At 70.4% G+C, this 24,077-nt stretch carries 20 protein-coding genes, 1 tRNA gene and 1 pseudogene; 10 read left to right on the top strand and 12 right to left on the bottom strand.

Annotated elements, in window-relative coordinates; translation table 11 throughout:
* Positions 1-203: 203 nt before the first annotated feature.
* The 3 genes from D7I43_RS09570 to D7I43_RS09560 are packed head-to-tail and all read right to left on the bottom strand — an operon-like array spanning position 204 to position 3,477.
* The gene (locus D7I43_RS09570) at positions 204-704 is read right to left on the bottom strand and encodes a hypothetical protein (protein WP_120328052.1); all 501 of its coding nucleotides are present in this window, start codon (positions 702-704) and stop codon (positions 204-206) included.
* On the bottom strand, positions 698-1,072 hold the full coding sequence (locus D7I43_RS09565; RefSeq protein WP_120328051.1) for a hypothetical protein: 375 nt from the start codon (positions 1,070-1,072) through the stop codon (positions 698-700). The genes D7I43_RS09570 and D7I43_RS09565 overlap by 7 nt, the downstream gene beginning before the upstream one ends.
* Positions 1,069-3,477: an AAA family ATPase gene (locus D7I43_RS09560; RefSeq protein WP_120328050.1), complete on the bottom strand. Its 2,409-nt coding sequence runs from the start codon at positions 3,475-3,477 to the stop codon at positions 1,069-1,071. Before D7I43_RS09560 ends, D7I43_RS09565 begins: the two co-directional genes overlap by 4 nt.
* A gap of 149 nt (positions 3,478-3,626) precedes the next feature.
* Here D7I43_RS09560 and D7I43_RS09555 point away from each other — a divergent pair, with 149 nt between their 5' ends.
* The 5 genes from D7I43_RS09555 to D7I43_RS09535 all read left to right on the top strand — a co-directional run bounded on the left by D7I43_RS09555 (position 3,627) and on the right by D7I43_RS09535 (position 13,116).
* A complete protein-coding gene (locus tag D7I43_RS09555) occupies positions 3,627-5,663 on the top strand; it encodes an SAM-dependent DNA methyltransferase (RefSeq protein ID WP_120328049.1) in 2,037 nt (678 codons plus the stop codon).
* 65 nt (positions 5,664-5,728) lie between these two features.
* A complete protein-coding gene (locus tag D7I43_RS09550; protein WP_240032875.1) occupies positions 5,729-7,300 on the top strand; it encodes an HsdM family class I SAM-dependent methyltransferase in 1,572 nt (523 codons plus the stop codon).
* Complete coding sequence (locus tag D7I43_RS09545) at positions 7,293-8,480, top strand: restriction endonuclease subunit S (protein ID WP_120328047.1); 1,188 nt, start codon at positions 7,293-7,295, stop codon at positions 8,478-8,480. The genes D7I43_RS09550 and D7I43_RS09545 overlap by 8 nt, the downstream gene beginning before the upstream one ends.
* Positions 8,481-8,511: 31 nt before the next feature.
* A complete protein-coding gene (locus D7I43_RS09540) occupies positions 8,512-11,721 on the top strand; it encodes a type I restriction endonuclease subunit R (protein ID WP_120328090.1) in 3,210 nt (1,069 codons plus the stop codon).
* An 87-nt stretch (positions 11,722-11,808) separates the two neighbouring features.
* Positions 11,809-13,116, top strand: coding sequence for a hypothetical protein (locus tag D7I43_RS09535; RefSeq protein ID WP_158610088.1), 1,308 nt, complete (start codon positions 11,809-11,811; stop codon positions 13,114-13,116).
* A gap of 119 nt (positions 13,117-13,235) precedes the next feature.
* On the opposite strand, the gene D7I43_RS32735 is transcribed toward D7I43_RS09535, so the two are convergent.
* Positions 13,236-13,339 (bottom strand) — tRNA-Lys (locus tag D7I43_RS32735).
* 164 nt (positions 13,340-13,503) lie between these two features.
* Here D7I43_RS32735 and D7I43_RS09530 point away from each other — a divergent pair.
* Both D7I43_RS09530 and D7I43_RS09525 read left to right on the top strand, forming a co-directional pair.
* Positions 13,504-13,806, top strand: coding sequence for a hypothetical protein (locus D7I43_RS09530; RefSeq protein WP_120328045.1), 303 nt, complete (start codon positions 13,504-13,506; stop codon positions 13,804-13,806).
* A 50-nt stretch (positions 13,807-13,856) separates the two neighbouring features.
* Positions 13,857-14,939 carry an NAD-dependent epimerase/dehydratase family protein gene (locus tag D7I43_RS09525; protein ID WP_120328044.1) on the top strand — a complete coding sequence of 361 codons (1,083 nt, stop codon included), beginning with the start codon at positions 13,857-13,859 and terminating at the stop codon, positions 14,937-14,939.
* A 143-nt stretch (positions 14,940-15,082) separates the two neighbouring features.
* Here D7I43_RS09525 and D7I43_RS09520 read toward each other — a convergent pair whose 3' ends face one another.
* The 4 genes from D7I43_RS09520 to D7I43_RS09505 form a co-directional block, all read right to left on the bottom strand.
* Positions 15,083-16,267: a hypothetical protein gene (locus tag D7I43_RS09520; RefSeq protein WP_120328043.1), complete on the bottom strand. Its 1,185-nt coding sequence runs from the start codon at positions 16,265-16,267 to the stop codon at positions 15,083-15,085.
* A gap of 196 nt (positions 16,268-16,463) precedes the next feature.
* Positions 16,464-17,210 carry a ZIP family metal transporter gene (locus D7I43_RS09515; RefSeq protein ID WP_120328042.1) on the bottom strand — a complete coding sequence of 249 codons (747 nt, stop codon included), beginning with the start codon at positions 17,208-17,210 and terminating at the stop codon, positions 16,464-16,466.
* Between the two features lie 55 nt (positions 17,211-17,265).
* A complete protein-coding gene (locus D7I43_RS09510) occupies positions 17,266-18,462 on the bottom strand; it encodes a GNAT family N-acetyltransferase (RefSeq protein ID WP_120328089.1) in 1,197 nt (398 codons plus the stop codon).
* A gap of 2 nt (positions 18,463-18,464) precedes the next feature.
* Positions 18,465-19,187 (bottom strand): PP2C family protein-serine/threonine phosphatase, encoded by a 723-nt coding sequence (locus D7I43_RS09505; protein WP_120328041.1) that lies wholly within the window; start codon positions 19,185-19,187, stop codon positions 18,465-18,467.
* Positions 19,188-19,249: 62 nt separating this feature from the next.
* On the opposite strand from D7I43_RS09505, the gene D7I43_RS33555 reads away from it, so the two are divergent.
* Together D7I43_RS33555 and D7I43_RS33550 are read left to right on the top strand one after the other, a co-directional pair.
* A complete protein-coding gene (locus tag D7I43_RS33555; RefSeq protein ID WP_240032872.1) occupies positions 19,250-19,702 on the top strand; it encodes an ATP-binding protein in 453 nt (150 codons plus the stop codon).
* A gap of 44 nt (positions 19,703-19,746) precedes the next feature.
* Positions 19,747-20,334, top strand: coding sequence for a helix-turn-helix transcriptional regulator (locus tag D7I43_RS33550; protein WP_240032871.1), 588 nt, complete (start codon positions 19,747-19,749; stop codon positions 20,332-20,334).
* 79 nt (positions 20,335-20,413) lie between these two features.
* On the opposite strand, the gene D7I43_RS09495 is transcribed toward D7I43_RS33550, so the two are convergent.
* Positions 20,414-20,971: a helix-turn-helix domain-containing protein gene (locus D7I43_RS09495; protein ID WP_120328040.1), complete on the bottom strand. Its 558-nt coding sequence runs from the start codon at positions 20,969-20,971 to the stop codon at positions 20,414-20,416.
* Between the two features lie 59 nt (positions 20,972-21,030).
* On the opposite strand from D7I43_RS09495, the gene D7I43_RS09490 reads away from it, so the two are divergent.
* Complete coding sequence (locus tag D7I43_RS09490; RefSeq protein ID WP_120328039.1) at positions 21,031-22,326, top strand: benzoate/H(+) symporter BenE family transporter; 1,296 nt, start codon at positions 21,031-21,033, stop codon at positions 22,324-22,326.
* Positions 22,327-22,872: 546 nt separating this feature from the next.
* On the opposite strand, the gene D7I43_RS09485 is transcribed toward D7I43_RS09490, so the two are convergent.
* From D7I43_RS09485 to mscL, 3 genes and pseudogenes are all read right to left on the bottom strand, one after another.
* The gene (locus D7I43_RS09485) at positions 22,873-23,241 is read right to left on the bottom strand and encodes a hypothetical protein (RefSeq protein ID WP_120328038.1); all 369 of its coding nucleotides are present in this window, start codon (positions 23,239-23,241) and stop codon (positions 22,873-22,875) included.
* Between the two features lie 29 nt (positions 23,242-23,270).
* On the bottom strand, positions 23,271-23,522 hold the full coding sequence (locus D7I43_RS09480) for a hypothetical protein (RefSeq protein WP_120328037.1): 252 nt from the start codon (positions 23,520-23,522) through the stop codon (positions 23,271-23,273).
* Between the two features lie 82 nt (positions 23,523-23,604).
* Positions 23,605-24,074, bottom strand: a pseudogene (mscL, locus tag D7I43_RS09475) (large conductance mechanosensitive channel protein MscL).
* Between the last annotated feature and the right edge of the window lie 3 nt (positions 24,075-24,077).

Below are 24,077 nucleotides of genomic sequence, written 5' to 3'. Positions count from 1 at the left end.
AGAAACTTCCGCCTCTTCACCTGGAGTACCGCCATGCCGTGTCGGCTCATCGAGCAGCGCGGGATATTGCAGTGCCGGGAGTGAGGCTTGGCGCGGATGGAAGCCAACTCGCACAGAGGGTGGTGCATGGCGAGGGAGGGCCGTCAGGCGATCCTCGCGGAACTCGGGCCAGCGAAGCATCGATGTGAATGGATAGGCCGTCCTCAATGAGAGACGGCGGCCGGCACCTTGGACGGTTCCTGCCCGCGAAGAAGGCTGGTGGCATCGACGGTGGCGCTGACCAGGGCGCACGTCGTCGCGGTGAGGGCAAGCCAGAACGTCAGCGTGCTCTTCAGATCCTCAGCGATCTTCACCGTCACCACTTCGGTGACCTCTGAAGCCTCTGCGGATCGGTGTCGCCGAATGCTCGGGTCAGGCTGACGGCGCCAGCCGAAGCGCGCGAAGAACTTGGCCCAGGTGTGGTTCGACCGACCGCAGCCGAAGATCACCCCGTTGACCTTCCGTCCGCACCGGCCGCCGCTCTGGGTGGTCACGCCGCACGTCGTCGGCGCCTTCACGGCGAGCAGCCAGGCCGGGATAGCGATCGCGATCGACGCCGACCAGGCAAGGCTGATGAGGTCGAGCGTGACGAGGTAGTAGACGACGCCGACGATGGCCAGCGCCTCAACGCCGAGGATCAGCAGGGCGTGATCCCGCTTCAGCATGTGGGGGCCTCCGAGTGGTCGAGGAGCGCGACGATGTCGAGGAGTTCGGCGCGGAGCCGGGTCAGCTCGGCTGCGGTGATGCCAAGTTCGTAGTGGTGGTGGTGGCCGGCGCGGGAAAGCGCCCACCACAGGTAGCTGGCTCGGCGCCCGAGGTGAGGGCCGGCGTAGTGGGCGAGCAACAGCAGCTTCGGCCGCTGCACCCGGGTCTGTCCGATCTCCGGGCAGACCCGGGCCCAGTAACGGTCCATTGCCGCTTCCAGTTCGTGGCGCAGCAGCCACGCGCACGCCCGGGGCCAGGCTCCGCGGGCGCCCCGGATGACGCTGGTCAGCATCAGGTCGGCGGTGGCGAGATACAGAGATGCCGTCATCGCAACCGCCCTACGAACGTAGCGGTGTTGGCGACCATCGTCCGGACAGGCATGCTCCGGTGTCCGTGGACCGCGTCCGCCACCGCTTTAACCGTCCGGGTGGCCTGCACGCCGTACTCGCGGTCGAGACGAGCGAAGAGCTCCGGGCGGGGTACGAGGCGGCCGAAGAGCCCGAGGCTGAGTCGGTCCTTGACGGTGTGCGCCCGGCTGAGCCCTTCCTGAATCTGCTGGTAGGGCGTGCCGCGCCGATGCTCCGAGGCCCGGTAGCGATCCATGCTCACCGACTCGATCGCGGACCGGCAGAACCCGGCGACCATCAGGTACTTCACCTCGTCCGAGATCTCCGCGGCGACCAGGGCACGTGCGTCGTCGAGGTAGCGGTCCGCCGGGTCGCAGACCCTACGGACCTCTACGATCGAGCCTTCGCGGCGAGTGACCTCCCGGACGTCGGCCTCGATGTCGAGGCGGCGGATCGCTTCCGGCAGCCGGTCGTCGTGGGTGAACACGATGACCTGCCGGGTCAAGGCGATGTCACGCAACACCTCGGCGAGGCCGTCGATCTTGGTGGGGTCCATGCTCTGCACCGGGTCGTCGATGATCACGAACCGGTACGGGCTGGTCTCGGCGCAGGCGCGGGGCAGGAAGACTGCCAGGCCGAGGGCATGCAGCTCGCCCTGGCTCATCACCGCGAGGGCATTGGTCTCGACGCCGTCGGCGGCCACGGGGAACAGGACCCGGCGGGTGTTGTTCGCTCCTTCGATTCGTAGGTGGTGCATCTCGACGTTGCTCTCCTGCCGCAGCTTCTGCCAGATTCGGTCCGACTGCGCGGCGAAGCTGCTCAGCCGCTCGGCGCGCATCGCCTTGTTAGCGTTGTCGAGCGCCGTACGGGCCTTGGTGAGCAGGGCGAGGGCCGGCGCCTCGGCGCGGACCACGGTCGCGGCGTCGACCCACCGGCGGATCGCGGCGCCGGGCTCGCGCCAGGTGTCGTGACGCTGGGCGAGCCAGTCGGCTGCCGCCGTCGCGAGGGCAGCGTGCGCCGCAACGAGACCGTCCCAGGCGACCGGGTCGTGGCCGAGCACGGCGAGGGCATCGCGCATCGCCGTGCTCTGCGTGGGAATGTGTGGTGCCAGCGCGGTGGCGGCTGGTTCCAGGAGCCGGCGTATGTCGCCGATCAGGCCGTCGACCGCGCGGCGGGCGTTCGCGTACGCCTGCTGGGCCGCGCGTACCGTTGCGGCGGCTGCGGCCAGCCGGGCGAGTTCTTCCTCAGCCTGCGCACGCCAATCGTGATCGAGGGTGCCGGCGCGGCACACAGGGCAAGGGCCGTCCCCACGGTCGTGGTGCACGTCGAGCGCGGCCCGCAGCAGCTGGGCACTCCGGTCGGCGGCGCCACTGTCGGTGGCGGTCGCCTGCTGCACCGCCGCCTCGGACTCGTTCAGGGCAACCAGTGCCCGACCAAGGTCGGGCAGATCCTGCTCGGCGAGCCGTCGCGCGGCTGCCGCTGCGGGCTCCTCCGACGCGGCGGTGTCGCTGCGGGCGAGGTCGGTCAGCCTGGTCAGGTTCGCCCGGCCGGCCTGCGTGCCGAGGGCGCTCAGGGCGTCGCGGGCACGGTCGTCGTCGATCTGGCCGAGCTGTTCGCGCAGCTCGGTGAAGGCCGTCTTGAGCGCCTTGGCCCGGTCGTCGTAGACCTTGCGCCGCTGCTGCAGCCGGGCGTCGGTGTCGCGCAGCGGGCCCAGGCCGAGGATCGGCGCAATCGCGTCGTACAGTTCGGCCGGCTTCGCGGTGATGACGCGTTCGAGGTCGCGGGCGGACAGGAACGGCCGGTACCTGGCGGCCTGACCGATCCACTGCGGCACCTGGCCGGGCGGCATCGCGGCGCCGCCGGTGGTCGTGGTGACCGTCGCGGAAGTCAGATCGGTGGCCCCGGCCGGCCAGGTCCGGTGGGTCGTCACCGGCTGACCAGAGTCGAGCCGCAGGCTGAGGCGGATCTCCGATGCGCCGTCGTGGTGCAGGTTTCGCCAGCCCTCGCGGAAGGCCGGCGGGCGCTGCGCCCAGCGCAGGGAATCCTCGGTCAGCGTGTACTCGATGGCCTCGGCGATGCTGGACTTCCCGGAGCCGTTGCGGCCCATGAACACGGTCAGCCCGGTCTTGGGCAGCCGCCCGACCGTGACCCGCTGGCCGATCCCGCGGAAGCCGGCGACCTGGATCTCTTCCAGGAATGCCTGTGGCGTGGCACCGCCCGCCTCGCCCGGCTCGGGCGACGGCGGAAGGGCCTCACCCCGCAGCACGGCATCGAGAACCTGCTCGCCGTGGAAGGCGGCAAGAACCAGGTCGCTGACCGCGCGTGGCACCCGGGACCGCTGAAGGCGGTCGGAGAGTTCCTCGTAGAGCGTGAGCGTGTCGTTCATCAGACCCCCTGATGTCGTTGGCGCATCGAGGGAACCGCAGATTGGTCGCCTACACTGCCCTACAGGCTGTTATCCCGGGATAACAGATCCACGTTCGTCTTCGAGAGCCCAGGACTCGTACCGTGACGGCCGAAGCGGGGAGGTGAGCTATGGAGACGGAGTTGATGTCGCAGCGCGAGATCGCACTGCTTGCGCGAGTCAGCAAGCCTGCGGTCACGACGTGGCGCCGGCGGCACCCCGACTTCCCTGCGCCCGTGTCGGGCAACCACGGCCAGCCCCTCTTCCCCGCCGACGCGGTCCTGGCTTGGCTACTCCGGACCGGGCTCGGCCACGCCGACCCGGATACCCTGCGCGCCGAGCGGTCCATGCACACGCTGACGGCGTACGCCCGGCGACACGGCGGCCGACGCACGATCGTCGTCCTCGGCGCCGCGCTCTGCCTCCGCCACCTCGCCGGCCGGGCGCTGCCAGCCGATCCTTTGCCGCTGGCCCGCCGCCTCGATCCCGAGGACGAGTTTCTGCTGCATGAGCTGGCCGACGCGCCTGAACCGGCCGGGCTGGCCCAACTGGTCGAGCAACTGATCGAGGGAGCCTTCGACCCCTGGCACAGCTGCCAGTTCCTGCTCAGCTCCGCCAACCGCCTCGGCTGGCCCGAACTGGCGGCGGATGCACTCACCCCGGAGACGGTCGCCCTGATCCGTCGGGTCGCCGACGTGCCAACCCGGCTGCGCGCCCACGGCATCGTCACCATCGCCGACGCCAACGCGGGCACCGGCGACCTGCTGACAGCGCTAGTAAGCGACCAGGACCGCGACAACCTGCGAGTCAACGCGTTGGTCGCCGACGAGGAGCTCGCCCGCCTGGTTCGCCGGCAGTTGCTCCTCGCCGAGCTGCCCGAGTTCCAGTTCGACGTGCGCGCCGACGAGCTGAACGAGGAGTTCGCCGACCCAGACCTCATCGTCACCCGGCTCCCCTATCGGCCGGCTGAGAGCCGCGACGCCCTCGCCGACCTCAACCGGGTCGAGGCAATCGCCGATTTACTCGGTCCGGGCCGCACTGCCATCGTCGTCGGTCCTGCCAGCAGCCTTGTCGATGAGCTGCGGGACGGATCAGCAGTGATGCGCCGAGCGGCGCTGCTGGGCAGTGGCATCGTCGAGGCAATCGTGCAGCTTCCTGGCGGTGTCTATCCGGCCAGGCCAGGCCATCCAACCGCGCTGTGGCTGCTGACCAGGGGCCCGATCCCCACCACTAAGGGCCGCGTGCTGCTCGCCGACCTCAGCGGTTTCGCGCTTGACCAACCCACTATCGAGTCCGCAGCCGAGGACGTCCTTCTCTGGCGCGCCGAGGGGCACCGCAGCGACGGCCACGATCCGCGGACCGGCCGGATCGTCCCGTTGGAGAGAATCGACCTGCGTCGGGGTGCCGCACTCCGACCGCCGGGTCCGGCGTCGGTCACCCTGCGTGCCCGGCTGGCCGCCGACCGCCCCGCGCTCATCGGCGAGGTTGAGCGCCGTCTCACCGACGCGGAGCAAGAGGCCCTTCGGTACGCGACGGAGCATAGTCCCCTGAATACCGGGGCGGCGCAGCGCGACGGAGTCAGGCCGAAGGAGCTTTCCCTCGGGGCGTTGCGAACGGCTCGCCGGGTCCGCCTCCTTACCGGGCACCGCCTCTCACGTGAGCATGTCGGGCCGCGTGGTCACCACCGGGTCATCGGCGCGGCGGAGGTTCTCGCGCAGGCGTCCAAGCGCTGGATGGATCGGCTCATGCTCGCTGCGGAGTACCCGCACGTCGCTCTCACCGAACCGGGCGACCTCGTAGTCACCAGCGTCCCTCGGTTCGGCGTCTTCCTCGACGACGGCGGCTTCTCGGTAATCGAGTTCCCGGCGTGCGGCCTGCGTATCTCCCCGGGCGACCCGCTCACTCCCCGGGTGCTGAGGGCCCTCCTGATCACTGCCCGCAACACCGCACGTAGCCCTGGCGCAGTACGTGGCCCGCGACTGCGGGACGCCACGATTCCCGACCTGACGCGCGACGAGGCGGCCCGACTGGACGAGGTGCTTCGCCGTCTGGAGGAACGCGAGCATCTACTGCAGCGGCAAGCCGACCTCTTGGCGAAGTTGCGCGAACTCATCGTGACCGGCTTCGCCGACGGCACCCTCACGACTTTGTACGGTACGAACTCCTGAACGAGAGAACGGAACACACAGTGCCCCCACGTAAACGTGCCAACGGACAGGCCGAGCTGTTCGGCGTGTCCAGCACCAAGCAGATCCAGGACGTCCTGTGGAAGGCCGCCGACAAGCTGCGCGGCTCCATGGACGCTGCACAGTACAAGGAGTTCGTCCTCGGCCTGGTATTCCTCAAGTACGTCTCGGACGCGTTCGCCGAACGCCGCGCCCAGATCAAGGCCAGCCTCTCCGACATCCCGGAGAACCGCCGCGCCCAGTTCCTCGACGAACGCGACGAGTACATCAGCGCCAACGTCTTCTGGGTTCCGGAGACCGCTCGGTGGGACTACCTGGTGGAGAACGCTCCCGGAGGTGTCGGCGCGCTGCTCGACGACGCCATGGACGCGATCATGCGAGAGAATCCCGCGCTGACCGGCGTGCTCCCGAAGATCTTCAACCGAGACAACGTCGACCAGAAGCGGTTGAGGGAACTCGTCGACCTGATCAGCGACGCCCGCTTCACCGGCCACGACGACCGAGAGGCGAAGGACGTCCTCGGTGAGACGTACGAGTACTTCCTGGAGAAGTTCGCCCGTGCCGAGGGCAAGCGGGCTGGCGAGTTCTATACGCCGCCCAGCGTGGTACGGGTGCTAGTCGATGTGCTGGAGCCCTATGAGGGCCGGGTCTACGACCCGTGTTGCGGATCCGGGGGCATGTTCGTACAGTCCAAGAAGTTCGTGGAGAAGCACGCCGGGCGAGACCACACCCACGACATCGCCATCTACGGCCAGGAAGCCAACGAGCGCACCTGGCGACTGGCGAAGATGAACCTCGCCATCCACGGCATGGACCCCGTGGGCATCGGCGACCGCTGGGCCGACACGTTCTCCGACGACAAGCACCCCGACATGCGGGCCGACTTCATCATGGCCAACCCACCGTTCAACATGAGCGACTGGGCGCGCCGCGAGACTGACCCCCGCTGGCGCTACGGTGTGCCGCCGCAGAGCAACGCCAACTACGCCTGGCTCCAGCACATTCTCTCCAAGCTCGGCGACCGAGGCAGCGCCGGCGTCGTCCTCGCCAACGGCTCGATGTCCTCAAAGCAATCCGGCGAAGGTGAGATCCGCCGCGCAATGGTTGAGGCGGACCTGGTGGCCTGCATGGTCGCCCTCCCGCCGAACCTGTTCCGCACCACCGCTATCCCCGCCTGCCTGTGGTTCTTGACGAAGGACAAGACTCCACAGGGTGCGAAGGCGCTGACCGACCGGCGCGGCGAAATCCTTTTCATCGACGCCCGCGCCCTCGGCACCATGATCGACCGCACCGAACGCGTCCTCACCGACGACGACATCGCCAAGATTGCCGACACCTACCACGCCTGGCGCGGGACCAAGTCCGCCAAATCCAAGGGCCAGACGTACGAGAACGTGCCCGGCTTCTGCTACTCCGCGAAGCTCGACGAGGTAGCAGCCCATGAGCACGTGCTAACTCCCGGCCGCTACGTGGGCGCCACCGAAACCGACGAAGACGTTGACGCTGAGCCCTTCACAGACCGCATCACCCGCCTCACGAAGGAGCTGTACACCCACTTCGAGGAGTCCAACCGCCTCGAGAACGTCATCCGCCAGCAACTGGAGCGCCTCGATGCCTGACCGCACCACCACCTTCTCTGAGCTGGTCGGCGAGCACCTGATCGAGATCGGCGCGGGACGGCCACGGACCGTAAATACGAACGGGCACGACCTTCCTATCCTGCGCGTCGCGGATGTCTTGGATGGCAGGGTTGAATACGGGCTTCAGGCTCACGCGTCGAATCACGATGTGCAGGGTGAAGGATCGAAGGTTTCAAGGCCTGGCGATATTGTTCTCACGACCAAGGGAACGGTAGGGCGAGTGGCTCTGATGCCGCCCGATGGGCCGGCGTTCGCCTACAGCCCCCAACTTTGCTTTTTCCGCCCTGCTGCTAACGGTCCGCTGAGGTCGCGGTTTCTCTACTACTGGTTCAAGAGTGCCGAGTTTTGGATCCAGGCTAATGCGCTCAAGGGCCAGACCGACATGGCCGACTTCCTTAGCCTCGGGGATCTCCAGCGAATGCGGATTGGCATCCCATCTGTTGATCGGCAGGATGCCGTAGTCGGTGTTCTCGGGGCGCTCGATGACAAGATTGCGGTCAACGACCGCATTGCGACCACAGGTGAAGCCCTTCTCCGGGCTAACTACGAGGCTCTGGCCGACGGAGGGGAGCTGATCGCTATCGGCGAAATCGGCTCGCTAATCAGGGACAGCAGCCGGCCGAGCGATCTGGCCGACGACGAACCGTACATCGGGCTCGAACACATGCCACGCAGGTCAGTATGGCTCGATCGCTGGGGTTCTTCAGCCGGGGTCATCAGCCAGAAGACCCGATTCGCAATTGGCGACATCCTTTTTGGCAAGCTGCGTCCCTACTTCCATAAGGTAGGCCTGGCCCAGGTTAGCGGGGTGTGTTCTACCGACATCATGGTCATCCGGCCGTCGAGTCCCAACTACCTGCCGTGGCTACTTATGGCTCTGTCGAGTGACGAGGTGGTTGCCCATGCCACCGCGAGAAGCGACGGCACCAGGATGCCCCGCACCCGTTGGAGCGATCTTGCCGACTTTCGGGTGCCTTGGGCCAAGTCATCGGTCGTACAACGTTACACCGACCTAGCGCATCCCTTGATCAAGAGGGTGCAATACGGCCTTGCTGAGTCGCATCGACTGGCTCAGTTGCGCGACACCTTGTTGCCGAAGCTGATGTCAGGGCGTCTGCTGGTCAAGGACGCCGAGAAGGCTGTCGAAGAAGCGATTTAGGCGGGACGAAGGTTCACGGGGAGGGGCTGTGATCGGGTTGGGCGGGCGGATGAACGAGGCGGGATGGGAGGCGCTCGCGCTCGAGCAGCTCGGCGAGCTTGCGTGGGAACCAGGGGCTGGGAAGGACTTCGCGCCGGGCTCGGGGCAGCGACGGGATTGGGCCGACCTGGTGCTCTTCGAGGACCTCCGCGCAGCGGTCGAGCGTCTCAACCCCGACCTGCCGCCGACAGCGGTCGCCGACGCGGTGCGGACCGCCACGGACGTAGCGTCCCGGGAGGCGTTCGCCGAGAATCGGGAGGCGCACAAGCGGCTGGTCCACGGGATCCGCTCGGTCGTGTACACCGACGCGTACGGTGCCGAGCACAATCCCACCGTGCGCCTGGCTGACCTGCACGACCCCGGCCGCAACGTCTATCGGGCGATCAACCAGGTCACGATCGTCGACGGTGATTTCCGACGCAGGCTCGACATCGTGCTCTACCTCAACGGCTTGCCGGTCGCCATCATCGAGCTGAAGAACGCTGCCGACGAGAATGCCACCCTCACCGGCGCGCATGCCCAGCTCCAGACGTACCTCGCGGAGTTCCCGCTCGCCTTCCGGCACGCCGTGCTATGCCTGATCTCCGACGGGATCACCGCGAAGTACGGCACCCCATTCACCCCATACGAGCACTTCGCCCCGTGGAACATCGACGACGAGGGCGAGCGTGTCGACACAACCGCGCCTGACTACGACGGCCCCGAGGCGCTGATCGTCGCCCTCTACGGACTGTTCAACCAACGGCGCTTCCTTGAGCTCACCGGTGGGTTCGTCAACTTCACGTCGAAGAGCAAGCGGATCGCCAAGGCACACCAGTACTTCGCGGTCATCCGAGCCGTCAACTGCATCGTGCGGGCATCGCAGAGCGACGGAAAGGCGGGCGTTGTCTGGCACACCCAGGGCTCCGGCAAGTCCGAGGAGATGGTGTGCACGGCGGCGCTGACCGCCCGCCACCCCGCCCTGAAGAACCCGACCGTCGTCGTGCTCACCGACCGCACGGACCTCGACGACCAGCTCTACGACACGTTCCAGGACAGCCAGCTGCTGCTCGGTCAGGAGCCGGAGCAGGCCGACACCCGTGCCGAACTGCGGGACAAGCTGTCGAACCGGAACTCCGGCGGCATCATCTTCACGACGTTGCAAAAGTTCGGGCGTACAAAAGAAGAGCGGGAGGCCGGGAGGCCACATCCCCTGCTTTCCGACCGGCGCAACATCCTGGTGATCGTCGACGAGGCGCACCGCAGCCACTACGACAGCCTGGACGGCTACGCCCGGCACCTGCGCGACGCGCTGCCGCACGCCACGTTCATCGCCTTCACCGGCACCCCCATCGCCACCGCCGAAGTGAACACCCGCGCCGTCTTCGGCAACTACATCGACGTGTACGACCTCAAGCGTGCCGTCGACGACGAGGCGACCGTACGGGTCTACCACGAGCCGCGGATCATTCCCGTGTCGCTGCCACTGGACATCGATCCGGACAGCATCGACGAGCAGGTGGAGACGCTCACCGCCAGCCTGGACGACGCGGAGCGGCGTAAGGCCGAGGCGTACGCGGCCACCATGAACACCATCTACGGTGCCCCCGACCGAGTCGAGACCCTTGCGAAGGACCTGGTCGAACACTGGGAGAAGCGACGCGAGCTGATGCGGCCGCAGCTCGGCGGGCCCGGCAAGGCGATGCTCGTCTGTGCGACCCGAGAGATCTGCGTCCGCGTCTTCGACGCCATCAAAGTGATACGGCCCGACTGGGCGGATCCGGCCGTCGACAAGGGCAAGATGAAGATCGTCTTCCATGGGGTGCCCAGCGACGAGGAGCTGCTGCGCCCGCATCACCTGCGTCCGTCGCAGCAGAGGACTATCCAGGCGCGTGCCAAGGACCCCAACGACGAGCTGGAGTTGCTCATCGTGCACTCGATGCTGCTCACCGGCTACGACGCGCCGCCGATCCACACCATCTACATGGACCGGCCCATGAAGGGCGCCAACCTGATGCAGGCCCTCGCCCGGGTCAACCGTCGTTTCCGCGAGAAGCAGGACGGGCTGCTGGTCGGCTACGCCCCCCTGACCGAGAACCTGCGCAAGGCGCTCACCGAGTACACCCCCAGCGACCAGGAAGACCAGACCCTCGGCAGGGAGATCGACCGGGCGATCAGCGAAGTACACAACGAGATCTCCGTCATCGAGGCCATGTTGGCCCCGGTGAAGTGGCGGGCGATCCTCGACGACGAGAAGAACCCGACCCGCTGGCTGCGGGCGGTGCGGAAGGCCGCCAACTTCCTGCGCGACCCGCGGACCCCCGGTAACGTCGTCGAGCCCGGCACGAAGCCGCTGCACCAGCGATTCCGCGACTCGGCGGGCCGGCTGGAACGGTTCTACACGCTCTGCGCCACCAGCCGCGACTTCGTCGCCCGTGCCGGGGACATCCAGCGCCTACGCCGCGACATCCACTTCTTCCGCGACGTCCGGGTCTGGATCGTCAAGGAGGAGGCAGCCGACCGGGAGGCCAAGGGCCTGCCCAACACGGCTCAGGTTGAGCGCTACCTGTCCCAGCTTGCCGCCGAGGTGGTCGACGCCGCCGACATCACCGACATCTACGAGGAGGCCGGCCTCGGCAAGCTCGACATCACCGAGCTCAACGGGGTCGCCTTGCAGCGCCTGCAGAACTCGGAGACGCCGCACCTAGCCGCCTCGGCGCTGCGCCGGCTGATCGAACGGAAGATGCGCGAGGTTACCAAGCACAACGTGGTTCGCCAGGAACGCTTCTCCGCGCAGCTCGAAGACCTGATGAACCGCTACATGCGCCAGCAGCTGACCAGTGCGCAGCTGATCGTCGAGCTGGTCGAGCTGGCCAAGCAGGTGTCTGCGGACGCCCGGCGTGGCCAGCAGTTCGACCCTCCGCTCAACCACGCCGAACTGGCCTTCTACGACGCCGTCGCGCAGAACGGCGCGGCGACAGAGCTCATGGGAGTTGGCACCCTGGCGGAGATCGCCCGGGAGCTGGTCAAGTCGATCCAGTCGTCGATCACGGTGGACTGGTTCTCCCGTGAACCGGTACGCGCCAAGCTCCGCAGCCACATCCGCCGGCTGCTGGCCCGCTACGACTACCCACCGGACCACGAACGTGCCGCCGTCGACCTGGTCATCCGCCAGATGGAGACGTTCGCCAACGAGTGGTCGCCTGGAGCGGCCGCGAAATAGCCACAACGGAACTCACACCTCGGCCGATCGCAGGGAGGCACAGTGGGTGGCCGCCAGTTGGGGATAGTTTTTGCCGACGATGCGTGCATGTCGTATCTACAGGAGGTCGCTGGCCGGCGAGCACGAGGCGCCGGTGCGGGTGACTGCCGAGTCTCCTTCCCGATCCGGTCGCGGGTCGGAGCCGGCGTGGTCCTGATTTCATATCGACAAGCCGTACATTTCATGGCGGGTGTCGATGACGACAGTAGGGCCGACGACATCCGCTGGGCGTTTCGGCTGCGAGAACTGACTCAACTCAAGCGTCCGTTGGAAATGAGCCGTCTGCAGGCTGCACTTCGGAAGGACCAGCGACGGCCGCTGGAGCATCAGGGCAAGCTGACCGACAAGGCCAGCAGGGCCGTGCTCGAGGTCCTGTTGGCCGAGGACCCCGAGCTTGATCCGGTGATTGGATCGCTGTTCGGCATCAGGGACATCGATCTGCCGGCGCCGCGCAAGACGGCACTGGCGGAGGAGCGGGACTCCATTGCATCTCTGTGTGCGTTCACCGGCGCTCCCGACCTACTGCCGGCCGACGGTTTCCTCACGGAGGACGAGATCGGCAGCATCTCCGATCGCGACTCCTTCCTTCCCGCGGGGCCTGGCATCACGCCACGAGAGGATCCGATGGTCGAACACGACGCGAACGCGTTCCTTGGCTGGACCCGCCAGGAAAGCGACCGGCTGGCCGTTCGGAAGTTCACCGACGGTAATGGGCGCACGCTCCAAATCATGAACGTCAACCGGTGGCCGATCGAAACCCGGCTCGGCACCGACCTCATCTACTACCACCAGCAACGACGCAGTTTCGTCCTGGTCCAGTACAAGCGGATGGTCCCGGACGGTTCGTCCTGGCGTTGTCGTGTCGACGACCACTTCCGGCAACAACTCGACGTGATGCGGACCCTCGACAAGAAGTGCGGACAGGGAGAACCAGGTGGAGATTACCGAATGGTTCCGACGCCCAGCTTCGTGAAGATCTGCCAGCTCGACACTCTGGACGTCGACAGTACCTCGATGATCTCCGGGATGTGCATGCCTCGCGAGCAGGTCGAAAAGCACCTCGAGCGCCCCGATGCCCCCAAGTACCTGGACTTCCACACGGTCAGGGACTACCTGACCAGCACCCTATTCGCTCAGTTGGTCGCCTTGGGTTGCGTCGGCACCAGTGGTTCCGCCACGACACTCGTTGCGCGGGAGATCGAACTGTCGCTGCAGCGAGGGAAGTCCGTAAGCGTCGGCGTTTTCAGCGACGAATCCGGGCGGCGTCCTTCGTGGCGCACGTCCGGCAGGAGGTCCTCCCCGCCGAGCCGAGCGGCAGCCCGGGCGCAGGACAGTCAACAGGTGCCACTCTGGTAGTGACCACTGATCAATCTGCGGGACGCAGTCCAGCAGCCAGCTGTCTCCGCCTGTCACCCGGGTGGCAGACAAGCCTGCACATAACAAGCGAGCACGCTACGAGCACCCGAAGTCCACAGTGGATCGCAGAGCGGGGCATTCCCGCAGCTCAGGCGCCTGACCGCTCATGCGCCAACAGAATTCTATGGATTAAAAGTCCACAGCTCTGCCATTGAGCTAGCGGCCCGCGCGCTCAGGTTACCGGAACTCGACCCGGAGCCACCCTCCGCCGCCGCGCCGCTCGGCCCAAGTCAGCAGCGAGTCAGGACGTAACGAGCCCCAGCGCTCCGCGCCGGCGGATGATCGGCGGCCAGGCATGGACGCGCCGGCCCGGGGAACTGGTCGGGCATGCGGTCGAGCAGCGCACCGGCGATCGCGGCGTCCGGCGAGGAGATCGGCCCGGACGGCGTACGCGAGCCGGGCGGCGAGGTGCACGCCTGGCTGCCCGGGCAGAACCAGACGGTCTGCGGGCTCCCGCTGAGCCGGGCGCGGCTGCGCCGCTTCCCGCACGTACGGTTCGACTTCTCCTCGACCGACGTGCTCACCGACGCGGATGCGATCGGCCGCATCTGCCCGCGCTGCCTGGCCGCCACGCAGGGCCGCCGGCGGGACGAGAAGCACGGCTGGGTCCGCCACGCGCCCCGCCCGTGAACGGGCCGGCCGGCACGTATAGGGGCGGTCTGGGCGGGTACGGGGCGGGCATGCGGATCGTGGTGGTCGGGGCGAGCGGCAACGCCGGGACGGCCCTGTTGCGCCGGCTGCGCCGGGAGCGGGGTGTGGAACTGGCCGGGGTGGCCCGCCGGCTGCCCGGCCCGGACGCGGGCGAGCCGTACGACCAGGTGGAGTGGCACTCGTGCGACGTCGGCCTGCCGGGCGCGGTCGACCAGTTGGCGGAGGTGTTCGCCGGCGCCGGCGCCGTGGTGCACCTCGCCTGGCAGATCCAGCCCAGCCACGACCAGCGGGTGCTGCACCGGACCAACGTCGGCGGAAGCCGCGCGGTGATCGACGCGGTGGTCCGGGCCAAGGTGCCGGCCCTGGTGTACGCGTCGTCGGTCGGTGTCTACGCGGCCGGCCCGAAGAACCACCCGGTGAGCGAGCGCTGGCCGGCCACGGGGGTGCCCGCGTCGTCGTACAGCCGGGACAAGGCCGAGGTGGAGGCGATGCTCGACGAGGTCGAGCGCGAGCACCCGGACCTGCGTGTCGTACGCATGCGGCCCGGCCTGAACTTCCAGCGCGACGCGGCCACGGAGATCAGCCGCTACTTCCTGGGGCCGTTCGCGCCGGTCCGGCTGCTGCGGTACGGCCGGATCCCGCTGGTGCCGGCCAACCGCCGGCTGAGGATGCAGGCGGTGCACACCGACGATGTCGCCGAGGCGTACGCCCGGGCGGTTCTGGGTGACGCCCGCGGCGCCTTCAACCTGGCCGCGGACCCGGTGCTGACCCCGGAGTTGGTGGCCCGGCACTTCCACGGCTGGACGGTGCCGGTCGGGGCTCCGCTGCTGCGGATGGCCGCGCGGCTGACGTGGTACGCGCGGTTGCAGCCGGTCGACGCCGGCTGGGTGGAGCTGGCGCTGAACGTGCCGCTGATGTCCAGCGAGCGGGCGGAGGCGGAGCTGGGCTGGCGGCCGCGCGTCGACGCGGTCTCCGCTCTGAAGGAACTCCTCGCCGGCATGGCCGAGCGCGCCCACACCGCCAGCCCGCCGATGTCCGGGGCGCGGGACCTGCCGGGCCGCCTCGCCGCCGTCCTCCGCGGCCACCCCGCCGGCCACACCAACCCCTACTGACCAACCCGCCGAGTCCGGGCGCCCCAGCCGCAACGCACCGATGATCATGAGGTTAGCGGGCGTCGTCCTCGGCGTGTCGGCTCGCTAACCTCATGATCACCGGACCGAGGCCGGGCCGGGGCGGACCCGGGTCGGCCGGGGGGTCAGCTCAGGTGGGAGCCGGGGGTCGACGGGTTGCGGGCGCCCAGGAAGAAGATGCCCGGGTAGCCGCTCGTCTCGAACTGGCCGCTGCGGTTGCGGCGCAGGGTGGAGTCCTCGATCGTCATGGTGCCGGTACGGTCGTTGCTCACGAAGAAGATCGCGCCGCCGCCCTCGTTGGCCCGGTTGTCCCGGATCACCGTGCCGGCGATCCGTACGGTGAAGCGGTCGCCGTCGCAGTAGATCGCCCCGCCACTGCCGCCGCCGGGCGTGCCGGCCTTCGCCGGGTTGGCGCCCCTGCCGACCGCCTGGTTGCCGGTGAAGACGCTGTTCAGCACGGTCCACGACACGCCGATGCTGCTCAGCGCGCCGCCGTTGGCGCAGGTGCCGTTCTCGAAGGTGCTGTTCACGACGTACACCGGCCGGTTCTCGTACTGGCTGAGCACCCGCAGCGCGGCGCCACCCAGGTCCGGGCCCGTACGGTCGCAGCGGTTGCCGACGAAACGCGTGTTGACCACCTTCACCCGCCCGCCCCGGACGAAGATCGCCCCACCGCCGCCACCCTCGGTCGTGTCGCCCGTGGAGTTGCCGTCGGCGAAGGTGATGTTCTGGACGGTGAGCTGCGGGTGGTCCTGGTTCTGGCAGTGCGAGGTGGTCCAGCCCTGCTTGGCGTCGCACGTGTTCATGTAGAGGATGCGGCGCTTCCCCTGCCCGCTCAGGGTGACCCTGCCGCCGCCGTCGAGCACCACCCTCGGGCCGTTGGCGTTGCGTACCTTCGCGGTGGCCGCCATCCGGATCGTCACCGGGTCCGGTCCGCAGTCGAACGTGATGATCCCGCCGGCCGCGACCGCCTTCACGACGGCCGCCGAGGTGCAGCTCGCCGGGGTGCCGGTGCCGACGGTCCGGGTCGGCTTCGACGTGTCCACCGCCCGCGCCTCGGCGGGCACCGGCGCGTCGCCGTCCGGGTTGCCGACCCGGAACACCGCCGGCCGCCGGGACGGTGACGGGCTCACTCCGGGACCACCGAGGCCCGTCCGGGCCGCCGGCGCCGCCTGCTGGGCGGTGGACGGCGACGCTCCCGGGGAGGTCGTGGCGGGTGCGGCGGCTGGCGCGGCGGGTCCGCCCGTGCCGCAGGCGGCCAGGGCGACGAGGCCGGCGGTCAGCAGGACGACGACGGGCGTGGCGCGCACCCACCGATGCTAGAAGGCGGTCGGGCCGCCGGAGGGGTCATGCCGGGCCGGCTTAACCCGCTGCTAAGCCGATCGCGACCGGATCGATGCCCGGCGGGCGGGCGGCTCGCCGCGCCGCCGGGGTCGCCCGGCAGGGACAGGCCGAACAGCGGCGACCGGCACCGGCTGGGTGGCGGCGCCCACGCGCCGCGGGCCCTCAGGCGATCGAGAGGGCGTACGCGGCCAGGAACCCGGCCACCGTGATGAGGCCGACGAGCAGGTGCGCGTTCTCGAACGCCTCGGGGACCATCGCGTCGGTGACCATCGCGAGGATCGCCCCGGCGGCGAGCGCGGTGATCGCGGCCAGCAGCGCGGGTGACGCGCCGCCGAGCAGGACCCGTCCGGCCAGCGCCGCCACGCCCCCGAGCAGCGCGATCCCCGTCCAGAGCAGGAACACGAAACGCCGGCTGCGGCCGGCCCGTCGCATCCCGGCCGCGCTGGACAGGCCCTCCGGCACGTTGCTGAGGAACACCGCGGCCACCGTGACGAGACTGACCGTGTTGCCGGTGAGCAGGCTCGCGCCGATGACCACCGATTCGGGCACGCCGTCGAGCACGGCGCCCACGGCGATCGCGGACCCGGAACCGGGCCGGTCCCTCTCGGTGGGCTGCCGGCCCGAGCGTTTGCGGTGCCGGGCGCCGTGCCGGGCCAGCGCCACGTTGGCCAGCGTGTAGGCGACGGCGCCGCCCGCCGCTCCGATCGCGGTCGGGAACGTCCCACCCCGCTCGTGCGCCTTGCCGATCAGCTCGAACGCCGCGGCGGAGAGCAGCACGCCGGCGCCGAACGCCATGATCGAGGCGTTCACCCACTGCGGCACCCGGACGTACCAGCCGGTCACCGCCCCGAGCAGCAGCGCCGATCCGGCCAGCAGCCCCCAGCCCCCCGCCTGCAACCACTCCGGCACGTTCCCGACCTACCCGTCCCTCATGTGGGGGCAAACCGACGAAGGGTCGCCGGCGTCAGAAGTCGGCGAAGAGGTACGGCAGCTGGCGCGGGAAGATGCGGCGCAGCTCGGCGGCGGCGTCGGCCGGCACCTCCCCGTACCCGCGTAGCTGCACCTCCACCGGGTCGAGCACCCCGTACGCGAGGGCGGAGAGCCCGGCGGCCGTGAGCGTGGCGGTCGGCGCCGTCGAGGCGGCGGCCGTCCCGTCGCGCAGCTCCAGGGCTCCCGTCGTGCCGTCGAGCAGGTGCGTCCCCGCCAGCCAGCGGTCCCCGGTCAGCTCGACCCGTACGCGGCCCGGCCCGGCGGGCAGCCCGGCCAGCGCGTCCATCGTGAGGAGCCGGGCCATCGGCGCCGACGAGTCCGGCCGGGATATCCGCGCCTCGACGTGCACGGCGAGGTCGGTGAGCCACAGTTCGGGCAGCTCGTCGGCGGGTATGCGGACGCTGACGCGCTCCACCTGGTCGACGTGCCGGGCGAAGAACTGCAACAGCAGCGCCCGGGCGTGCGGGTCGGTGGCGAGCAGGTCGTCGGCGGCCAGCTCGCCGCCGTGGTTGTCGATCCGGTATGTCACCGCGCCGATCACCGCGCCGTCGAGCCGGGCGGTGAGCAGCCAGTGTTCGTCGCGGTCGCGCACGTCCACGTCGCGATAGTCGGGGAAGACGGCGAACCCGTGCCGCTCCCGGAGGCAGCGCTCGGTGAACGCGCGCCACACCGGGTAGCCGGCGCCGATCCGCTCCCAACCCACCTCGCCGGGCAGGTCGGCGCGGAGCAGCGGGTGCAGGTCGGCCGGCGAGAAGGTGGCCGTACGCGGCTTCGGCAGCCCGACGTAGCCGAACCGCTCGTAGAAGCTGGGCCGGAACGGATAGAGCGCCGTGAGGGCGTGCCCCTCGTCGCGCATCTCGTCGAGGAGCTGGTGGATCAGCGCCCGGACGTGCCCCCGGCGGCGGGCGAGCGGGTGGGTGGCCACCCCGGCGACGCCCGCCATCGGGAGCACGGCGCCCCGCAGGTTCTGCCGCATCGGGATGGCCGACGCGGCGGCCAGCGTCTCGCCGTCCTCCTCGACGATGAGCGTCCGGTTGCCCTCGTTGTAGGGCAGGTAGCGCCGGAACTCCTCGGCCCGGCGCAGGCTGCGCGGCGACGCCTCGAAGGCGTACGCGCCGAGCACGAAACTGGTGGTGAGGCGTTCCTCGGAACTGACGCGACGGATGACCACGGTCACGCCACCACGGTGACGTCGGAGACCACCACGGTCACGTTGTCCGGCGCGCCGGCCTGGTGGGCGAGCTTCACGAGCTGCTCCCCGCAGAGCTGCCGGTCGCCGTACGCGCCGAGGGTCACGGCGATCGCCTCGTCGTCGACGTAGTCGGAGAGCCCGTCGCTGCACAGCAGCAGCCGGTCGCCGGCCCGGACGGTGAGCGTGCCGATGGCGGGCGGGCTGTCGGCCCCCTGCACCGCCCGCGTCACGAGGGAGCGCTGCGGGTGCTGCCGCGCCTGCTCGGGGGAGAGCGCACCCTGGTCGACCAGCGCCTGCACGAACGTGTCGTCCCGGGTGAGCTGCGTCAGCTTGGTGTCGCGCAGCAGGTAGCACCGCGAGTCACCGACCTGGGCCAGCACGAGCGTGTCGCCGGCGAGCAGGGCGGCGGTCAGCGTCGTACCCATGCCCTCGCGGGCCGGGTCGACGGTGATGGCGGCGTGGATGCGCTGGTTGGCGGTGCTCACCACGGCGCGCAGCGCCTCCGCGGCGGCCTCCGGATCGGTCGGTGGGGTCAGCTCGTCCAGGATCCGGATGACGATCTCGCTCGCCACCTCCCCCGCGGGCAGCCCTCCCATGCCGTCGGCGACGGCAACCAGCCGCTCACCGGCGAGGGCGGAGTCCTCGTTGTTGGTCCGGATCAGACCGATGTCGTTGAGGATGGCCGAGCGGAGGATCAGCGTCATGCGCCTAGCTTGCCAAGAACACCCCACCCGCGTCTCTACGCACTACTGCGTAGGGTTGGGGAATGATGCCGGTGTCCATGGTCGGGCGCGCCGGTGAGCTGGCCGAGCTCGACCGGGCGTGGTCGGCCGTGGTCGCCGGCCGGGGACGGACGCCGGCCGTCGCGGTGGTCAGCGGCGGGGCAGGGGTCGGCAAGAGTCTCCTGGTCTCCGCCGCCCTGGACGTGTTCACCCCACGCCCGGCCGTGGTGCTCTCCGGCGCCGCGCGCGTGCACAGCCCGGCCCCCTACGACTGGCTGGCGGCCGTCCTCAGCGGGCGCGACACGAGCCGCCTCGACCTGCCGTCCGACGCGCTGGCCTGGTTGGCCCAGCACCCGGAGGCACCCCGCGAACGGTACGCACCGGGCGCGCTGCTGCGCCTCGCCGTCCGGACCGTCCGCCTGCTGGTCGGCGACGGACCGGCCGTGGTCGTCGTGGAGGACCTGCACGCGCGCTCGACCCGGCGAGCCTCAACCTGATCGGGGAACTGGCCACCGCCCCGGACCTGCCGGCCCTGCTGGTGGTGGCCACCCGGCCCGCCGAGGAGGCGGTGACACCGGACCTCGCGCTCCGCGCCCTGTCCCGGCTCTGCGGCGTACGCGGCGTCGTGCGCCAGCACCTCGGGCCGCTGCGCCCCGGCGAGGTCGCCGAGGTGCTGACCCAGGTGTACGCGGGCACACGCCCGTCCGGTCGCCTGGTCACCAGCCTCTGGCGGCGTACCGGGGGCAACCCGTTCGCGCTGACCGAGCTGCTCGCCGCGCACGCCGGCCAGCCGCTGGAGGCGCTGCTCCGGCCGGCTCCGCTCCGGCCGGCGGTGGTGCCCCGCACGGCGGTGGTGCCCCGCCCGGCGGGTCGCCGGACATCCCCGCGCGCCGCGGACCCGTCCGGGCCGGACGGCGCGGAACTGACCGGCCGGGAGATCGAGGTGCTGGGCTGTCTCGTGGCCGGGATGTCGAACAAGCAGGTCGCGAAGGCGCTCGGCATCTCGGTGCGGACGGTCACCGTGCACGTGTCGAACCTGCTGCGCAAGACGGGGGCGGCGTCCCGGACGGAGGTCGCCCTCTGGGCCGTCCGGCACCGGCTCCCGGTGACGGCGCCCGTCGACGGCTGAGCCGCTGCCGGTGGCCCGGTCGGGCCGGTCAGCGCCGGGCGAGGCACGCCGCCGCCGGGCCGGTCAGCGGCGCGGCCGGTCAGCGGCGCGGGTAGCGCAGCAGCAGGCTCGCGTCGACCTCCTCGTCGCCCACGGCCGCGTAGCTGTGCGGCACGTCCGAGGTGAACCGCAGGTATCCGCCCGCCGCGGCGGTCGACGGCGCGTCCGCCGGGCCGGCGCGCAGCACCCCGGCGAAGACCGTGACGTGCTCGGTGACGCCGGGCTGGTGGGCGGGGGAGAGCTGCCCGGCGCCGGGGGCGACCCGCATCCGGTACAGCTCGTACGTCGCGTCGGCGTCGGTGAACACCTCGAGCAGGGTGGCGTGGACCGCCGCGCCGTGCACGGTCGGCGTCGTGGCCGGCTCGGCGAGCACCGCCGTCAGCGGTACGCCCAGCTGCGCCGTCACGGCGTAGAGCGTCTCCAGGGTGGGGTTGCGGGTGCCGTTCTCCAGGCCGGAGAGGGTCGCCTTGCCGACACCGGCGAGCCGCGCCAGGGCGGAGAGCGAGATCCCCCGCTCCTCGCGGAGGCTGCGGACCCGCGCGCCGATCACGGCCGGGTCGGCGTCGAGGGCACGGCGGCCTGGTGACGGCTGGGGCATGCCGCTATGGTGCTACACGCGATCGTTCCGTAAACGGAACGCGGGGGAAGGGTGGGCGAGTGGGACGCATCCAACCGGTGCTGGCCGGCGTGGTGACCGCGCTGGTCGGCTTCGCCAGCTCGTTCACCGTCGTGCTCGCCGGTCTGCGGGCCGCCGGGGCGGACGCCGGGCAGGCCGCCTCGGGGCTGCTGGCGCTCTGCGTGGCGTCCGGGCTCGCCGCCGCCTGGCTCGGTCTGCGGTACCGGCTGCCGATGAGCGTCGCCTGGTCGACCCCGGGCGCGGCGCTGCTGGTGGCGACCGGTCCGGTGCCCGGAGACTGGCCGGCGGCCGTCGGCGCGTTCCTCGTCTCCGGTCTGCTGATCGTGGCGGCGGGGCTGGTGCCGCCGCTCGGCCGGGCGGTGGCGGCCATCCCGAAGCCGGTGGCCGGCGCGATGCTCGCCGGGGTGCTGCTGCCTCTCTGCACCGCACCGGTACGCGCCCTGGTCGAGGTGCCCTGGCTGGCCGGCCCGGTCGTCGTGGCCTGGCTGGTGCTGCACCGGTTCGCCCGTCCCTGGGCCGTGCCGGGCGCGCTCGTGGTGGCCGTCGCGGCGATCGCGTCGACCTCGACCGGCGCCGGCCTCGACGGGGTCGGGCTGCGTCCGGTGTTCGAGTTCACCCCGCCGGCCTGGAACGTCCCGGTCCTCATCGGACTCGCCCTGCCGCTGTTCCTCGTCACGATGGCGGCCCAGAACGTGCCCGGGATGGCGGTGCTGGTCGGCTACGGCTACCGGCCGCCGTTCACCGCCGCCCTGCGGGCCACCGGTGTGGCCGGGCTGCTGGCCGCCCCGGCCGGCGGACACGCCGTGAACCTCGCCGCGATCACCGCGGCCCTGGCGGCCGGGCCGGACGCCCACCCGGACCCGGACCGCCGGTGGATCGCCTCGGTGACCGCCGGGGCCGGGCTCGCCCTGCTCGGGCTGGGCGCCGGGGTGGCCACCGCGCTGGTGGCGGTCGCGCCGCCGGTGCTGATCGAGGCGGTCGCCGGGCTCGCGCTGATCGGCGCGCTGGCCACGGCGCTGACCTCGGCCGTGAGCGAGCCGGACGGGCGCGAGGCCGCCGTGGTGACCTTCGTGGTCACCGCCTCCGGCGTGACCCTGCTCGGCGTGGGCGGCGCCTTCTGGGGGCTGGTCGCCGGCTGCCTGATGCTGCTGCTCTTCCGCCGCCGCCCCGCGCCGGAACCGGCCTCCGAGCCGGCCCCGGAGCGGGCCGCGGAGTCGGAGTTGGCCCCGGAGCGGTCCGTGGGGTCGGAGCGGGCCGCGGGGTCGGAGCCGGACGCCGGGCCGTCCGCGCGGCCGCCGGTGTCGACCCGCTACTGATCCCGAGCTGACCCGCCGGCTGCCCGCGGCCCTGTGACGGGGTCGGATCGCGGTGACCGCCGTCCATGCCTGGTCTGGCCGGTCGCGCTCGTCGTGCCGCGAGGGGCGTGGCAGGCACGGACGGGTGGACGGGCGCCGAAGTGGTCAGGTCGTGGCACCGCCCTGCCGGGCCGCTGTCGAGCTGCCCCATATCTGGGGCGTGCTGGATAAGGGCGAGCTGCTCCATATCTGGGGCGTGCTGGATAAGAGATGGTGCTCTCCCTGCGCTGCCGCTGCTGGATAAGAGATGGTGCTCTCCCTGCGCTGCCGCGTGCTGTTCAACCGCCCCGCTGTGGGCGGTCGCCCGCCGTGCCCCATATCTGGGCGTGCTGGAAAGGGATGGTGCTCTGCCTGCGCTGCCGCGTGCTGTTCAACCGCCCCGCTGCGGGTGGCCGCCCGCCGTGCCCCATATCCGGGGCAGCTCGACAGCCCCCTGACGACACTGTCGGCCCCCGCTGTCGACGCGGGGGCCGACCCCGGAAACGGACGGGCGGAGGAAGCCGGTACTCACTCCTCGGCGGGGAGGTCGCCGACCGGTACCTCCAACCGGACCCGGCCGTCGTCCACGGCGGCGACCCAGTCGGCCGGCACGTAGACCGCTCCGGTGGCGGCGAGTTCGGTGGTGACCTTCAGGTAGCCGCCGTGCAGGAGGCGGGCCGCCAGGTCGGCCGGTACGTACGGCTCCTCGACGGCCGTCGACTCGATCAGCTCGTCCAGGCTGCTGCCCGGGTCGGCGCTCGGGGCCTGCACGGTCACCGCGTTCGGGTCGCCCCGCTGGACGAGATCCACCGTGCCGACCTCGATGCCGTCGGCGTCGATCACCGGCATGCCCGTGGTGATCCGGGAGATGGTCTGCTGGTCGCCCTGCTGCCTCATTCCGTCGCGGTTCCCGGGGCGGTGCGCCGCTAAACGCTGGGCGGTCCCCAGCCGCTCGGCGGGCGGGGCGACAGCTCCCGCCAGGTGTCCGGCCCTTCGAGCAACGCTCGGACCGTCTCCTCGGCCTCGTCGGCACTGTCGTACTCGTAGAAACGGGAGACCCCCTCCGCGCCGCCGGCCCGCTGCTCGACGTGCCACCGGTCGCCGTCGACACGGAGGAAGACGTCCCGCCGCGCCAGCCGCCCCCATTTCCCGTTCCACCAGTGCTTCCGCTGCTCCATGCGCGGACTCTATCGAACACACGTACGAGAATGTGCGGCCCCTGCGGGATTCCCACAGGGGCCGGTGTGCCGGTGCCCGGATTCAGCGCCCGGTGGGCGGTTCGTTCCGGCCGAGCACGTCGTCGAGGGCGCCGCGCTGCTGCGCCGGCGTGCGGTGACCCGCCGCCACGAGCGCGTCCCGGATCTCGGTGAGCAGCTTGATTTCCTCGCTCGGGGCGGAGGGCGGCGCTCCTCGCCCCGGCGCCGCCGCTCGGCGAGCTTGTTCATCGGGAAGACCACGAGGAAGTACAGCGCCGCCGCGGTGAGCAGAAAGGTGATCACGGCGTTGACGAAGGCGATCCAGTCGAACTCGATGCCCCGGAACTTCGGGGCGGTGCCGGAGAGGCCCTTGTCACTGCCGGTGACGACCAGCACGATGACCCGGATCAGCGGGTCGAGGAACGACTTGGTGAGCTGGGTGACCACGCCCGTGAACGCGGCGCCGATGACGACACCGACCGCCAGGTCGATGACGTTCCCGCGCATGATGAAGTCTTTGAAGCCCTTGAGCATCCG

Origin of the sequence: Micromonospora globbae (assembly GCF_003610785.1) — a bacterium.
Taxonomy (GTDB): domain Bacteria; phylum Actinomycetota; class Actinomycetes; order Mycobacteriales; family Micromonosporaceae; genus Micromonospora; species Micromonospora globbae.
The sequence above is the reverse complement of the archived record's forward strand: the minus strand, read 5'-3'. Positions and strand labels throughout refer to the sequence as shown.

Coding starts and splice junctions, on each gene's coding strand:
- D7I43_RS33555 (WP_240032872.1), top strand. CDS start 19,250: ATGATGCCGGTGTCCATGGTCGGGCGCGCCGGTGAGCTGGCCGAGCTC.
- D7I43_RS09555 (WP_120328049.1), top strand. CDS start 3,627: ATGGAGACGGAGTTGATGTCGCAGCGCGAGATCGCACTGCTTGCGCGA.
- D7I43_RS09545 (WP_120328047.1), top strand. CDS start 7,293: ATGCCTGACCGCACCACCACCTTCTCTGAGCTGGTCGGCGAGCACCTG.
- D7I43_RS09530 (WP_120328045.1), top strand. CDS start 13,504: ATGCGGTCGAGCAGCGCACCGGCGATCGCGGCGTCCGGCGAGGAGATC.
- D7I43_RS09560 (WP_120328050.1), bottom strand. CDS start 3,477: ATGAACGACACGCTCACGCTCTACGAGGAACTCTCCGACCGCCTTCAG.
- D7I43_RS09570 (WP_120328052.1), bottom strand. CDS start 704: ATGCTGAAGCGGGATCACGCCCTGCTGATCCTCGGCGTTGAGGCGCTG.
- D7I43_RS09525 (WP_120328044.1), top strand. CDS start 13,857: ATGCGGATCGTGGTGGTCGGGGCGAGCGGCAACGCCGGGACGGCCCTG.
- D7I43_RS09485 (WP_120328038.1), bottom strand. CDS start 23,241: ATGAGGCAGCAGGGCGACCAGCAGACCATCTCCCGGATCACCACGGGC.
- D7I43_RS09535 (WP_158610088.1), top strand. CDS start 11,809: ATGTCGTATCTACAGGAGGTCGCTGGCCGGCGAGCACGAGGCGCCGGT.
- D7I43_RS09505 (WP_120328041.1), bottom strand. CDS start 19,187: ATGACGCTGATCCTCCGCTCGGCCATCCTCAACGACATCGGTCTGATC.
- D7I43_RS09565 (WP_120328051.1), bottom strand. CDS start 1,072: ATGACGGCATCTCTGTATCTCGCCACCGCCGACCTGATGCTGACCAGC.
- D7I43_RS09495 (WP_120328040.1), bottom strand. CDS start 20,971: ATGCCCCAGCCGTCACCAGGCCGCCGTGCCCTCGACGCCGACCCGGCC.
- D7I43_RS09480 (WP_120328037.1), bottom strand. CDS start 23,522: ATGGAGCAGCGGAAGCACTGGTGGAACGGGAAATGGGGGCGGCTGGCG.